13 protein-coding genes are annotated in these 13,322 nt (G+C 68.2%); 10 read left to right on the forward strand and 3 right to left on the reverse strand.

The genetic code is table 11. The features are described 5' to 3' along the window. Positions 1 to 252, forward strand: a complete 252-nt coding sequence (gene minE / locus ACZ9AQ_RS01870) for a cell division topological specificity factor MinE (RefSeq protein WP_109345644.1) — start codon at positions 1 to 3, stop codon at positions 250 to 252. A 138-nt stretch (positions 253 to 390) separates the two neighbouring features. Here minE and ACZ9AQ_RS01875 read toward each other — a convergent pair whose 3' ends face one another. Next, positions 391 to 972: a hypothetical protein gene (locus ACZ9AQ_RS01875; RefSeq protein WP_429201179.1), complete on the reverse strand. Its 582-nt coding sequence runs from the start codon at positions 970 to 972 to the stop codon at positions 391 to 393. A 251-nt stretch (positions 973 to 1,223) separates the two neighbouring features. Here ACZ9AQ_RS01875 and ACZ9AQ_RS01880 point away from each other — a divergent pair, with 251 nt between their 5' ends. The 9 genes from ACZ9AQ_RS01880 (at position 1,224) to ACZ9AQ_RS01920 (ending at position 11,417) form a co-directional block, all read left to right on the forward strand. Next, positions 1,224 to 1,913, forward strand: a complete 690-nt coding sequence (locus ACZ9AQ_RS01880; RefSeq protein ID WP_429201178.1) for a response regulator transcription factor — start codon at positions 1,224 to 1,226, stop codon at positions 1,911 to 1,913. 72 nt (positions 1,914 to 1,985) lie between these two features. Next, entirely contained in the window at positions 1,986 to 3,260 is a 1,275-nt protein-coding gene (gene hemA / locus ACZ9AQ_RS01885) for a glutamyl-tRNA reductase (RefSeq protein WP_429201176.1), read from the forward strand. A 96-nt stretch (positions 3,261 to 3,356) separates the two neighbouring features. Next, positions 3,357 to 4,433 carry a peptide chain release factor 1 gene (gene prfA / locus ACZ9AQ_RS01890; protein ID WP_429201174.1) on the forward strand — a complete coding sequence of 359 codons (1,077 nt, stop codon included), beginning with the start codon at positions 3,357 to 3,359 and terminating at the stop codon, positions 4,431 to 4,433. 293 nt (positions 4,434 to 4,726) lie between these two features. Continuing rightward, positions 4,727 to 5,209 (forward strand): disulfide bond formation protein B, encoded by a 483-nt coding sequence (locus ACZ9AQ_RS01895; RefSeq protein ID WP_429201173.1) that lies wholly within the window; start codon positions 4,727 to 4,729, stop codon positions 5,207 to 5,209. Next, entirely contained in the window at positions 5,206 to 6,039 is an 834-nt protein-coding gene (gene prmC, locus ACZ9AQ_RS01900) for a peptide chain release factor N(5)-glutamine methyltransferase (RefSeq protein ID WP_429201171.1), read from the forward strand. The genes ACZ9AQ_RS01895 and prmC overlap by 4 nt, the downstream gene beginning before the upstream one ends. A 37-nt stretch (positions 6,040 to 6,076) precedes the next feature. Beyond that, positions 6,077 to 8,149, forward strand: coding sequence for a DUF885 domain-containing protein (locus ACZ9AQ_RS01905; protein WP_429201170.1), 2,073 nt, complete (start codon positions 6,077 to 6,079; stop codon positions 8,147 to 8,149). Between the two features lie 78 nt (positions 8,150 to 8,227). Beyond that, positions 8,228 to 9,823 (forward strand): glutamate--cysteine ligase, encoded by a 1,596-nt coding sequence (gene gshA, locus ACZ9AQ_RS01910; RefSeq protein WP_429201168.1) that lies wholly within the window; start codon positions 8,228 to 8,230, stop codon positions 9,821 to 9,823. Positions 9,824 to 9,869: 46 nt separating this feature from the next. Then, positions 9,870 to 10,916: a histone deacetylase family protein gene (locus ACZ9AQ_RS01915; protein ID WP_429201166.1), complete on the forward strand. Its 1,047-nt coding sequence runs from the start codon at positions 9,870 to 9,872 to the stop codon at positions 10,914 to 10,916. 33 nt (positions 10,917 to 10,949) lie between these two features. Continuing rightward, entirely contained in the window at positions 10,950 to 11,417 is a 468-nt protein-coding gene (locus ACZ9AQ_RS01920) for a GNAT family N-acetyltransferase (protein WP_429201164.1), read from the forward strand. 48 nt (positions 11,418 to 11,465) lie between these two features. Here the strand turns inward: ACZ9AQ_RS01920 and ACZ9AQ_RS01925 are convergent, their stop codons facing one another. Beyond that, positions 11,466 to 12,692: a PEP-CTERM sorting domain-containing protein gene (locus ACZ9AQ_RS01925; RefSeq protein ID WP_429201163.1), complete on the reverse strand. Its 1,227-nt coding sequence runs from the start codon at positions 12,690 to 12,692 to the stop codon at positions 11,466 to 11,468. A gap of 149 nt (positions 12,693 to 12,841) precedes the next feature. Beyond that, positions 12,842 to 13,054 carry a hypothetical protein gene (locus ACZ9AQ_RS01930; RefSeq protein WP_429201161.1) on the reverse strand — a complete coding sequence of 71 codons (213 nt, stop codon included), beginning with the start codon at positions 13,052 to 13,054 and terminating at the stop codon, positions 12,842 to 12,844. Positions 13,055 to 13,322: the final 268 nt, after the last annotated feature.

Here is a 13,322-nt window from a genome sequence, read left to right on the forward strand (position 1 = left end):
ATGGCATTGCTTTCATTCCTCTTCCCCGAAAAAAAGAAGAGCGCGACAGCCGCCAAGGAACGCCTGCAGATCATCATCGCACGCGAACGGACCAACCGCGCCGGTCCGGATTTCCTGCCGGCCCTGCACCAGGAGCTGCTGGCCGTGATCTCGAAGTACGTCAAGGTCAACCCTGACGACATCAAGGTCTCGGTCGACCGCCAGGGCAACCTGGAAGTGCTGGACGTGAACGTGGTGCTGCCGGACACCTGACCGGCGCCACCCTTCACCCGACGATGCCCGCCCCGAGCGGGCATTGTCTTTTGTATCCGGCATGTTCTGTCGCCGGCATTTTTTATCGCCGGCATTGTTTCGAGGCCCGGCCGGCTCCCGCATTCCGGCAACCCCGGTTCACATCACCAGCACCGGTTCCTTGGCCGGTCCGCTGACCGCGCCGCCATTGACCTGGGTAGCAGCGGCGTCCTCCTCCACCGGTTGCGGCGCCTCACCCGCGGCATCGGCCCGCTCCAGCTCCTGGACCACCTTGACGCAGGCGTCCACGTGCTGCGTCCCCATCCGCTTGAACAGCGTGTAGCCGATCGCCGCCGACGCGATCTGGCCCGCCAGCGGCACCATCTTGGCCGTGGTCTTGACCGCCATCCGGCCGGCCACGAGCCGGAACAGGCGCGCTACCGCCCCGCGCGTCACCAGTTTGCCGACCAGCATGCCGCCCACCGACGCCGCCGCCTTGTAGGCGATCACGCGCAGGCGCGGGTTCAGGCGCTCGATCTGCTGCTGGGTCAGGCCGAACTCGGCATTGATCTGGTCGACCAGGGCGGCAAAGCCCGTGATATCGGCCAGCAGGTCGAGGCCGGGCACCGGCACCGCAGCCACCGCGGCCGACATGACGGCGCGTTTCTTGACCAGGGCCAGGCACCGGATACGGGTGGTTTCGATGGCGGCGCCGCTGACGGGGACGCGGTCGTCGGGCACAGACAATTTTTTGCGTTTAAATAACATAATTTACCCCTATACATTATCTGAATGACATATAAAATCGAGTCTACGCCTGTAGTGGGATTTTCTGCGTGGTCCCCTTAACACAACAGTCGCATAGGACAAATGTCACCTTTTGATACCTGTGCCATGTTTATCAGTAGCATCGCTTTGTGAAAGTCTGATATATTTGGTTTAACTTTGTAGGAATCTTCCTACATAGGCAACCCTACAACATTTCGCCCGTCATGAAGATCGCCGTACTGGAGCAAGACCGCCCCCAAGCTGACCTGATTTGCCAGGTCCTCAGTGCTGCTGGCCACAGCTGTCAATCGTTTGACAGCGCCAGGGAGCTGCTGGGGCAGTTACGCAAGGACAGCACCGACATGCTGGTGATGGACTGGAATGTGCCCGACATGGAAGGCGCCGAAGTGCTGCGCCGCGCGAAGGAAAAACTGCCGTCCGCCGCGCCGACGATGTTCCTGGTCGGGAATAACGCCGAGGACGACATCATTGCCGGCGTCACCGCCGGCGCCGACGACTACCTGGTCAGGCCGCTGCGCCGCGGCGAGCTGGTGTCGCGCGTTTCGGCCCTGCTGCGCCGCGCCTACCCGTCGCAGAACAGCGCCGAGCAGTTGCAGTTCGGCCCGTATACCTTCGAGACCCGTCCCGGACGGCTGCTCAAGGACGGCTCGGTGATCGACGTGACCCAAAAAGAGTTTTCGCTGGCGCTGCTGTTCTTCCGCAATATTGGCCGCCCGCTGTCGCGCGCCTATATCCATGAATCGGTGTGGGTCCGCGAAAACGACGTGCCGTCGCGCACCATGGACACCCACGTTTCGCGCGTGCGCAATAAACTCCATCTGCGGCCGGAGAACGGTTTTCGCCTCGTGCCGGTCTACAGCTATGGCTACCGGCTGGAAAAGCTCGGCGCCTAGACCCCCGCCTGAAACCCTGACGGCAAGCGCGTATAATGGCCTCAGTACATTGACCCTTGCCCTCCCTCCGAAATGCAACTGCTTGCCGTCGGCCTGAACCACACCACTGCACCGGTCTCGCTGCGCGAGCAACTGGCGCTCGCCCCCGACCAGATCGGCACGGCGGTGCAGTCGGCGCGCGGCTGGTTCGCGCGCCACGGGTCGACTGGCGGCGAAGAGGCGGCGATCCTGTCGACCTGCAACCGCACCGAGATGTACGCGGCGACCAGGCTGCCCGACCCGCTGGACGCTTCCGCCCAGTTCCTGGCGCATTATCACGCGCTCAACTACGCCGAACTGCGGCCGCACCTCTACCTGCTGCCGCAGGACGACGCCGTGCGCCACGCCTTCCGCGTCGCATCGGGCCTCGATTCGATGGTGCTGGGCGAGCCGCAGATCCTGGGCCAGATGAAGGATGCGGTGCGCACGGCCGATGCCGCCGGCGGCCTGGGCACCTATCTGCACCAGATGTTCCAGCGCACCTTCGCGGTGGCGAAGGAAGTGCGCACCACCACCGAGATCGGCGCCCACAGCGTGTCGATGGCCGCCGCCGCAGTGCGCCTGGCGCACCGCATTTTCGACCGCATCGCCGACCAGCACGTGCTGTTCATCGGCGCCGGTGAGATGATCGAGCTGTGCGCGGCCCACTTCGCGGCCCAGAACCCGAAATCGGTCACCATCGCCAACCGCACCATGGAGCGCGGCGAGGCGCTGGCCGCCCGCTACAATGGCCGCGCGATCCGCCTGGCCGACCTGCCCGACAGCCTGCAGGGATTCGACATCGTCATCTCCTGCACCGCCTCGACCCTGCCGCTGATCGGCCTGGGCCTGGTCGAGCGCGCCGTCAAGGCGCGCCGCCACCGCCCGATGTTCATGGTCGACCTGGCCGTGCCGCGCGATATCGAACCCGAGGTCGCGCGCCTGGACGACGTGTTCCTGTATACGGTCGACGACCTGGCCCAGGTGGTGCAGACCGGCATGGAAAGCCGCCAGGCCGCCGTGCGCCAGGCCGAAGCCATCATCGAGACCCGGGTCCAGTCCTTCATGCACTGGGTGGGCGACCGCGCCGTGGTGCCGGTGATCCGCGACCTGCACGAATCGGGCGAGGCATTGCGCCAGGCCGAGCTGGAACGCGCGCGCAGGATGCTGGCGCGCGGCGACGATGCCGAAGCCGTGCTCGAAGCGCTGTCGAAAGGCCTCACCGCCAAGTTCCTGCACGGCCCGCAACAGGCCCTGCACCAGGCCCAGGGCGACGACCGCGCGCGCCTGGCCACCCTGCTGCCGCAGCTGTTCCGCGGGCGCCGTTAGCGCCCGATTCTCACGGCGGCCGCGCCCGCCATGCGCCGTTCGCGCACCCCGGCCCTTCCCTGCGGCCTCCCGACCATCTTCATACCGAGACTGCCCATGAAACCTTCCATGCTGTTCAAGCTGGACCAACTCGCCAACCGCCTCGTCGAGCTGGATGAACTTTTGATGAGCGAAGGCGCCACCGCGAACATGGACAGCTACCGCAAGATGACGCGCGAGCACGCCGAGCTGTCGCCGCTGGTGGCCGTGTACCGCCAGTACCAGGGCGCGCTGGAAGACACCGCCGCCGCCGAGGAGCTGCTGCAGGATCCCGAGATGAAGGAGTTCGCCCAGGAAGAAATCGAGGGCGCGAAACAGCGCATGGCGGGCCTGGCGCTCGAGCTGCAGACAATGCTGCTGCCGAAGGACGCCAACGACGAGCGCAACATCTTCCTCGAGATCCGCGCCGGCACCGGAGGCGACGAGTCGGCGCTGTTCGCGGGCGACCTGCTGCGCATGTACACCCGTTTCGCCGAGCGCAACCGCTGGCAGGTCGAGATGGTGTCCGAGTCGCCGTCCGACCTGGGCGGCTACCGCGAAGTGATCGTGCGCGTGGTCGGCCACGGCGCCTATTCGAAGCTCAAGTTCGAATCGGGCGGCCACCGCGTGCAGCGGGTGCCGGCCACCGAAACGCAGGGCCGCATCCACACCTCGGCCTGCACGGTGGCGGTGATGCCCGAGGCCGATGAAGTCGAGGACGTCGACATCAACCCGGCCGACCTGCGCATCGACACCTACCGCGCCTCCGGCGCCGGCGGCCAGCACATCAACAAGACCGACTCCGCGGTGCGCATCACCCACCTGCCGACCGGCCTGGTGGTGGAATGCCAGGACGACCGCAGCCAGCACAAGAACAAGGCTTCGGCCATGAAGGTGCTGGCGGCGCGCCTGAAGGACGCCCAGCTGCGCGCGCAGCAGTCGCAGGAAGCGGCCACCCGCAAGAGCCTGATCGGCTCGGGCGACCGCAGCGAGCGCATCCGCACCTACAACTTCCCGCAGGGCCGCCTGACCGACCACCGCATCAACCTGACCCTGTACAAGCTCGATTTCATCATGGACGGCGACCTGAAGGAGCTGACCGATGCGCTGGCCCAGGAACACCAGGCCGAATTGCTGGCGGCGCTGGGCGACTGAACGGGGCAACTGAGTAGCTTAAGTCATCGTTAAGTTGCCAGATTGAAAATGGCAAAGCGTCGTTTGCAACGTTTATGCGAAAATAAGCGCGATCTGCCAGCCCGTTAGCGCCAACTCTTTTTGTTGGCACAAGCACGTCGTCCCCGCGCAGGCGGGGACCCAAGTCATTTGCGCTGCACTGTCGGCGAGCGCTAGTGGTCATTCAGGCAAACTTGGGTTCCCGCCTGCGCGGGAACGACGGCTCCAAAGATAACTGGAACGCATCCGCACCGGTCCACATCGAGAAAAAATCCATGCCCACCAACCGCCAGGTCCTGTTCGCCATCTCGTCGATCTCGTTCGCGCTGATCGCCGTCGCCCTCTATCTGCAGCACATCATGGAGATGCGGCCCTGCCCGCTGTGCGTGATCCAGCGCTACCTGTTCCTCGCCGTCGGCGTATTCGCGCTGGTCGCGGCCATCAGCGGCAAGGTGCGCGCGGGCGCCACGCTCGCCCTGCTGGCGGCCTTCGGCGGCCTGTACACGGTCGGCAAGCACCTGTACGTGATCGCCAATCCCGGCTTCTCGTGCGGCATCGATCCGATGGAAACCCTGCTCAACAAGATTCCCACCGCCGAGTACCTGCCGTGGCTGTTCCGCGCCGACGGCCTGTGCGAAGGCGCGACCGACGCCATCCTGGGCCTGTCCATCCCGCAATGGTCGGCGGTCTGGTTCGTGGTGCTCACCGTGCTGCTCGGCTGGGTGCTGCTGCGCGACCTGCGCGCCAAGCGGGCATGATCGAAGCCGGCGCCACCCTCGGGCAGGTGCGGCTGTCGCTGCCGCTCGATCCGCTGGAAAACCGCATCCTGCTGTGCCATGCGCTGCGCCTGCCGCGCGTGGCCCTGATCACGCAGTCGGAACGCGTGCTCACCCCCGAAGAAGCGGCGCTCCTGGCGGCGCTGGTGCGGCGCCGCCTGGACGGCGAACCGATCGCCTACATCGTCGGCGAGCGCGAATTCTTCGGGCTGCCGTTCAAGGTGACGCCGGCGGTGCTGATCCCGCGTCCGGATACCGAATTGATCGTCGAACTCGCGCTGGAGCGGCTGGCGCCGCGCCAGCGCGTGCTCGACATGGGCACCGGCAGCGGCGCGATCGCCGTCGCCGTCGCCCATACGCGGCCAGACGCCGACGTCACGGCGCTCGACGTGAGCGAGGAAGCGCTGGCCGTCGCGCGCGCCAATGGCGCCGCCAACGAAGCGCGCGTGCGCTTCCTGCGCAGCGACTGGTTCGCAGGGCTGGGCGCCGAGCGCTTCCACCTGATCGTCTCGAACCCGCCGTATATCGTGGCCGGCGACCGCCACCTGATTGAAGGCGACCTGCGTTTCGAGCCGATCGACGCCCTCACCGACCATGCCGACGGCCTGTCCGACCTTCGCACCATCGCCGCTGGCGCTGCCGCGCACCTGGAACCCGGCGGCTGGCTGCTGCTCGAGCATGGCTACGACCAGGCCGGGGCCGTGCGCGGCCTCTTGAGCGCGCGCGGCTACGGCGAGGTGCAGAGCTGGCGCGACCTGGCCGGCATCGAGCGGGTCAGCGGAGGCCGCCGCGGTGCGCACCCCGCGGGATAGACTTGTTAAAATGACCAGTTCTGATTCCGGAGCATGCATGCGCATCCTGTTCGCCTCTCTCGCCCTGCTCGCGCCGCTGCATGGCGCCGCCGCCGTTGCATTCGTGCCGCCCACGCCGCCCATGCCGCCAATGCCATCCGCGCCGCCCGCCCTCACCCAGGATGCGCCGGCCGAGCAGCCGGCAAGGCTGGCCGCCCGGCTCTACGAGCGCGACTGGCAGTGGCAGCTGCGCCATGCGCCCGAGAAGGCCACCGCCCTGGGCGAGCATCGTTACAACGCCTGGCTGTCCGACACCTCGCTGGCGGGACGCGCGGCCGCGCTCGAGCACGAGCGCGCCATGCTGGCGGCGGCGCAGAAGATCGACCGCGCGCAGCTGCGCGGCGAAGACCAGGTGTCGTACGACCTGTTCGTGGCCGACAAGGAGCGCCTGATCGCCGCCGGCGCGCTGACGCCGTTCGATCCGCTCCCGATCACCGCCTACGACGGCCTGCAGGTGCGCCTGCCGCGCCTGGTCGCGCAGATGCCGTTCGCGAACGACGCCGACTACCTGGCCTATCTGGCGCGCCTGCAGGCGCTGCCGGCCCACGTCGACGGCCTGATCGAGCAGCTGCGCGCCGGCAGACAGGCCGGCTGGACGATCCCGAAGCCCGCCATCGCGCCGGTGCCGGATGGGTTGCGGGCGCTGCGCGAACAACTCGCCGATGGTCCGCTCGGCGCGCCGTTCCAGCGCATCCCGGCGACCATCGACCCCGAGGTGCGCGCGCAGTTGCGCGCGGCCGGCAAGGCGGCGCTGGAACAGCAGGCGGCGCCCGCCCTGCGCAAGCTCGAGGACTTCCTGCGCCAGGACTACGTGCCCGGCGCGCGCGACAGCATCGGCGCCGCGGCGCTGCCGGGCGGCCCGGCGTGGTACGCCCAGCTGGTGCGGGACAGCACCACCACCGCGATGACGCCTTCCCAGGTGCATGCGCTCGGCCTGCAGGAGGTGGCGCGCCTGCGCGCCGGGATCGAGCGCCTGATCCCGCGCACCGGCTTTCGCGGCGGCTTCGCCGAATTCATCGCCTTCGCGCGCAGCGACCGGCGCCTGTTCTTCGTCGACGCGGCGGCGCTGCTCGACCGCTACCGGCGCACGCTGGCGCTGGCGCAGGCGCGGCTGGGCCGCGTAGCGACGGTGATCCCGGCGGCCGGCATCGTCGTCAAGCCGATGGGCGGCGCAAGCGAAAGCAGCGGCCAGCCGGCCGCCTATTACGAGGCCGGCAACGCGGCGCGCAGCGCCGCGCTGGTGGTCGACACGGCGCGCCTTACCGCGCGCCCGATCTGGCAGGTCGACACGGTGGCCCTGCACGAGGCGGTGCCCGGCCACCACCTGCAGGTGGCGCGCGCCCAGGAGCTCGCGCTGCCGGCGTTCCGGCGCCACGGCTGGTACGACGCCTACGGCGAAGGCTGGGCCACCTATGCCGAGAGCCTGGGTCCCGAGCTCGGCCTGTTCCAGGATCCGTTCTCGCTGTTCGGCCACCTGAACGAAGAGATGTTCCGCGCCGCGCGCCTGGTGGTCGACACCGGCATCCATTCGCTCGGCTGGACGCGCCAGCAGGCGATCGACTACCTGAACGCGCATACCGCCAACCCGGCGCCGGACAACGAGGCCGAGGTCGACCGCTATATCGCGCGCCCGGGCCAGGCGCTGGGCTACAAGATCGGCCAGCTGCGCATCCTGGCGCTGCGCACCCAGGCGCGCGCCGCGCTCGGCAAGCTGTTCGACCCGCGTCGCTTCCACGACGCCCTGCTCGGCGGCGGCGCGCTGCCGCTGGCCGAGCTGGAGCGCCGCATCGGCCGCTGGATCGCGGCCGAGAAGGATCCGGCGACGCGCGCCGCTGCGCCGCCGGCCGCGGCCGGCGCGAACACCAACGCCGACGCCGAGTTCAACGCCGAATCCGAACCGGCGCCGGGCTGGGAACCCACCTTCGAATTCGACTTCATGCTCGACGGCGAACTCCCGCCCGGCCATGACCCTGGCCCGGCGCCCGATTTCGCGCCGCCGGCTCCCCCGGCGCCGGCGCCGGCCAGCAAGTCCTTCCGCGCGCCGCCCTGGTTTGCGCCCTGGCTTGAATGAGGGGCGCCCGAACGCGCAGTCCGTTTTTCGGTTAATCTCTGCACCAACCGAACTGGCAGTACAAGAAAGGAAACACCCGTGTCGAACCAATTCAACCGCCGCCTGACCCTGCTCGACGACGACGAACACCGCGCCCTGCTGGGCCAGGGCCTGCGCGGCATCGAGCGCGAAACCCTGCGGGTGGACGCGGCGGGCCGGCTGGCGCGCACCCCGCACGCTCCGGCACTCGGTTCGGCCCTGACGCACCCGCACATCACGACCGACTATGCCGAGGCGCTGCTGGAATTCATCACGCCGGCCGAGCACGACATCGCGCTGGCGCTGCACCGCCTCGATGCGATCCACCGCTACGCCCATGCCCGGATGGGCGACGAGATGCTGTGGAGCGTGTCGATGCCGGGCGAGCTGCCGCCCGAGGAAGAGATCGACATCGCCTGGTACGGCAAATCGAACATCGGCATGCTCAAGCACGTGTACCGGCGCGGCCTGGCGCTGCGCTATGGCAAGGCCATGCAATGCATCGCCGGCATCCACTACAACTATTCGCTGCCGGAACAATTGTGGCAGCTGTTCGCGCAACAGGAAGGGATCACCGAGGAACGCCGCCATGCGCTGCGCGACTTCCAGTCGGAAAGCTATATCGCGATGATCCGCAACTTCCGCCGCTATTCCTGGCTGCTGATGTATCTGTTCGGCGCGACGCCTGTCCTGAGCACCAGCTTCCTGCGCGGCCGTGAACACCAGCTCGAGACCTTGTCGAGCGACACCCTGTACCTGCCGTACGCGACCAGCCTGCGCATGAGCGACCTGGGTTACCAGAACGACGCCCAGTCTGGCCTGCGTCCGCACGAGAACAGCCTGGAAAGCTACGTCACGAGCCTGATGGATGCGGTCAACCGTCCCTACGAACCCTACGCCAGGCTGGGTACGAAGAAGGACGGCGAGTGGATCCAGTTGTCGACCAATGTGCTGCAGATCGAGAACGAGTATTACTCGACCATCCGCCCCAAGCGCGTGATCCGCACCGGCGAGCGTCCGGTGCAGGCCTTGTGCAACCGCGGCGTGCAATACATCGAGGTGCGCTGCCTCGACGTCGATCCGTTCGAGCCGGTGGGCATCGCCCTCGAGACCGGGCGCTTCCTGGACGCCTTCCTGCTGTTCTGCGCGCTCGAAGAAAGCCCGCTGATCAGCGCCCATGACAGCCAGCTACACGCGCGCAACTTCGCGCGCACGGTCAAGGAAGGCCGCCGCCCCGACCTGACCCTGACCCGCGACGGCGTCGAGGTGCCTTTGACGGAGTGGGCGCTGGAGCTGATCGAGCGCATCCGCCCGGTGGCGCAGCTGCTGGACGACGGGCACAACGAGGGCGACGTGCACCAGGCTTCGCTGGCCAGGCAGAAGGCGAAGGTCGAGGATCCGGCGCTCACCCCGTCGGCGCGGGTGCTGGAAGAAGTGCGCGCGCTCGGCTCGGCCACGGCCTTCGGCCTGCAGCAGAGCCGCCTGCATGCGGCCACCTTCCGCGACAGCCCCCTGATGCCGGCCGAGGAAGCGCTGTTCGACGAGATGGCGGCCAGCTCGCACGCCGAGCAGGCGCGCATCGAGCAGACGGACAGCGGCAGCTTCGACGACTTTGTTGCGGCGTACAACAGCAGTAAGCTATGCTCCAATAACTGAGCCGCCAATCGCGGCGCCCGACCGAATCCGCAGCCGCGAGGACCACTTGCTCACGTTTTACAACGAACACCATGCCCAGCATGACGGCCGCGTCGAAATCTATCGCGGCGAGCTGGTGCCCTGTTCGGAAAAACCCGAGCGCGCCGCCATCGTCCTGAAGGAGTGCGAGCGGCGCGGCCTGGGCGCCATCGTCACGCCGCACGGCGTGCCGCTCATGACGCTCGAGCGGGTGCACCGCCCGCGCTACCTGCATTTCTTGCGCAATGCCTGGAGCGAGTGGATCGGTCTCGACGCCCGTAATGCCGGCAAGGATGCCTTCCCGGCGGTGTGGCCGGTGCGCACGCTGCGCGACGACGTCGAACCCGAGAATTTCTGCGCCCGCCTCGGCTTGTATTCGATGGACGCCGGCACCCCGCTCACCAGCGGCACCTGGATCGCGGCCAAGACCGGCGCCGACTGCGCCGTCAACGCGGCGCATGCCCTGCGGCGTGGCGAGCGCGGTACCTTCGCGCTCACGCGCCCGCCCGGCCACCATGCCGGTAGCGATTTCTTCGGCGGCTCCTGCTTCCTGAACAATGCCGCGCTGGCGGCCCAGCACCTGCTGGACGACGGCCTGGAACGGGTCGCCATCCTGGACCTCGACTACCACCACGGCAACGGCACCCAGGGCATCTTCTATGACCGCAACGACGTGCTGTTTGTCTCGATCCACGCCGACCCGCGCCTGGAATATCCGTTCTACCTGGGTCACGCCGACGAGACCGGCGCCGCCGCCGGCCTCGGCTACACCATGAATATCCCGCTGGCGCCCGGTTGCGGCAGCAACGCCTGGTTCGCGGCGCTGGAAACGGCCTGCCTCAGGATTTCGATGACCCGGCCGCAGGCGCTGGTGGTCTCGCTCGGCGTCGATACCGCGGCGCTGGGCGCCGATCCGCGCTTCGGCCTGCAGGGCGGCGACTTCCTGCGCATCGGCGAACGCATCGCCCACCTCGGCCTGCCGACTGCCTTCGTGTTCGAGGGCGGCAATGCCGGCCCCGAGCTTGGCATCCATACGGTCAACGTGCTGGAAGGTTTCGAAACCGCCGCCGAATGACCGCCCCATCCCGCCACCATCGCTGCGTATTTCATGACCACCCCTAGCCCTCTTGACTGGCAATTCTCGCGCTTCGCCGACCTCACCCCGTTCGACCTCCACGAAGTGCTGGCCCAGCGCCAGAATGTCTTCATCCTCGAGCAGGCCTGCCTGTATCCCGACATCGACGGCCACGACACGAGCGCCCACCACCTGCTGGGCTGGCACAGCGTCGATGGCAAGCGCAGCCTGGCCGCCTACCTGCGCGTGCTGGCCCCGGGCGCCAAGTACGACGAGATGTCGATCGGCCGCGTGATTACCACCCCGGCCGCGCGCGGCACCGGCGCCGGCCGCGCCCTGCTCGGCGAGGGCATCCGCCAGGCCGAGGCGCTGTATCCGGGCCACCGCATCCGCATCGGCGCCCAGCAATACCTGGAGCGCTTCTACGCCAGCTTCGGCTTCCAGACCGTTTCGGAACCCTATGACGAAGACGGCATCATGCACATCGACATGTTGCGCTGAACGGCCCTGCGCGCGCGGCCACCGCCGGCACGCGCTTCATCAACCGCATCACCGCGGCGGATCGCGCCGGACAGGATCGAGCCGCACATGCCGGCAGTCTTCGAGATGACAGGCCAGGGCCAGGGTCTGGCGCGCATCGTTGATGTCGGTCGCATCCACCAGCGTCCAGCCCGCGGGCATCGCGCTCAGCGCGTTCAGGTCGCGCATCGCGCCCCGCTCGTAGAGGAAGGCGCGCGCCGCCGGGCCATCGGGCGTGTCGGCGCTCGACGAACCCACCACCGAGCCGGCGTTGTTAAGGCCATTGGCAGCGCCATCGCCGAAGCCGCCGAGCGCTCCCAGGCCATACATCACGCCGCCCGAATACGGTTGCCATAGATAGCTGTTCGCGTCGAAGGCGCTGCTGTCCTTGCCGCCCAGCGTCCCCAGGCTGCGCATGATCTGGTCGCGGTACACATAGGCGAGGTGGTGCGGCGCCGGGAGCGCGTCCCAGGTGACCGACGCGGTGACCGGCGCGGTGCCGGTCACCGCGCCGTGGCGGTTGATCGCGGCGGAACCGCTCGATGCGGCCGGCAGCGTGGCCGATGCCGGCGGCGCGGCCAGCGGCGCGATCAGGAGCGCGATCAGGAGCGCCGGCGCGATGCGGCGCCACGGCCCGCTCAGGGGCCGGCGCGCGCGCCATGCCAGCAGCGCCAGCCCGGCCCCCAGCATCGACCAGCTGCCCGGCTCGGGCACCGCCGTGACCAGGTCGAGCCGCACCGCACGGCAGTCGCCCGGCCCGTTGCAGGCCTGGGCCAGGATCTGGCCGGCGCCATTGACGTCGAGCGCATTCACCAGCTGCCAGTCGCCACGCTCGTCCACCAGCGCGTTGAGGTCGAGCATGCCGTCATGCCCGTACACGAAGGCGTGGTAGTCGAAGCCGCCCGCGCTGCCGACGCCGGACAGTCCCACCGCCACCCCGGTGTTGTTGAGCGCATTGGCGCGCCCGGACACGCCGCCCAGCGTGCCGAGATCGATCATGCGGTTGTCAACGGGCGAGAACAGGACGGGCCGTTCGCTGACGTTGTCCTCGAGCCCGGACCAGCCGACGATGGCGCCGCCGGCGTTGATGGCCAGGCCTTCGCTGCCGGGCAATAGCGTCCCCAGGTAGGTGGCGCCGCCCGGCGACCACACGGCCGCCCCGCCCCGCGCGGTGCCGACCACCCGCCCTGCTCCGTCGAGGCCGGCGGCGGTGAAATCGGACGGCAGCCAGGTCACGCGGTACAGCGGCGACGCCATGGCCAAGCCCGGCCAGACCAATAAGACCAGCAACAATTTATTTAAGAAATGTCTGCGCAGGGACATCATCGATCCTTCCGGTGACCGGGAATCTCGACGATGTCGCAAACACCGTGGGGCCGTTCTGCGCCAGCGCAGCCGCGTGCCGGTCACGAGGCGGCCAGGCGGCCGGCCCCGAGCAGCACCACCGCGGCCGCCAGCAGCAGCCAGGCGGGCGGGTCGGCGGCGAGAACGGGATCGACGACGACGCAGGCGGAAAAAGTCCGCGCCGGCGCGGACGCGGCGGCCTCGGCGGACACGGTGGTCGCGGCGGCGGGGCAGATGGGCAGCAGGCAGACGGCAAACTGGAAAGAGGAACGCATGATCGGCTCGGCCTGAAAAGCCCCGAGCATCGCCCGCCACCGTCCTGCGGGTCGTGCGCGAAGTCAGCAGTGCGCGCAAAAACCGAGGCAGTGCCCTGATGACGTTAAGTGAAGGCGAAAGTCTTCTTGAGTTAGCGTAAAAGCGTCGTCCCCACGCAGGTGGGGACCCAATCTTGCACGCGTTTCGACGACGTTTGCAGAACTTGGGTCCCCGCCTGCGCGGGGACGACGTATTCGACGGCTAGCTCAGCTAGCTTAACTTAACGGC

The sequence above is a fragment of the Massilia sp. UYP34 genome (assembly GCF_056279385.1).

Coding starts and splice junctions, on each gene's coding strand:
- prmC (WP_429201171.1), top strand. CDS start 5,206: ATGATCGAAGCCGGCGCCACCCTCGGGCAGGTGCGGCTGTCGCTGCCG.
- hemA (WP_429201176.1), top strand. CDS start 1,986: ATGCAACTGCTTGCCGTCGGCCTGAACCACACCACTGCACCGGTCTCG.
- ACZ9AQ_RS01895 (WP_429201173.1), top strand. CDS start 4,727: ATGCCCACCAACCGCCAGGTCCTGTTCGCCATCTCGTCGATCTCGTTC.
- ACZ9AQ_RS01920 (WP_429201164.1), top strand. CDS start 10,950: ATGACCACCCCTAGCCCTCTTGACTGGCAATTCTCGCGCTTCGCCGAC.
- ACZ9AQ_RS01930 (WP_429201161.1), bottom strand. CDS start 13,054: ATGCGTTCCTCTTTCCAGTTTGCCGTCTGCCTGCTGCCCATCTGCCCC.
- minE (WP_109345644.1), top strand. CDS start 1: ATGGCATTGCTTTCATTCCTCTTCCCCGAAAAAAAGAAGAGCGCGACA.
- ACZ9AQ_RS01880 (WP_429201178.1), top strand. CDS start 1,224: ATGAAGATCGCCGTACTGGAGCAAGACCGCCCCCAAGCTGACCTGATT.
- prfA (WP_429201174.1), top strand. CDS start 3,357: ATGAAACCTTCCATGCTGTTCAAGCTGGACCAACTCGCCAACCGCCTC.
- ACZ9AQ_RS01905 (WP_429201170.1), top strand. CDS start 6,077: ATGCGCATCCTGTTCGCCTCTCTCGCCCTGCTCGCGCCGCTGCATGGC.
- ACZ9AQ_RS01925 (WP_429201163.1), bottom strand. CDS start 12,692: ATGGCGTCGCCGCTGTACCGCGTGACCTGGCTGCCGTCCGATTTCACC.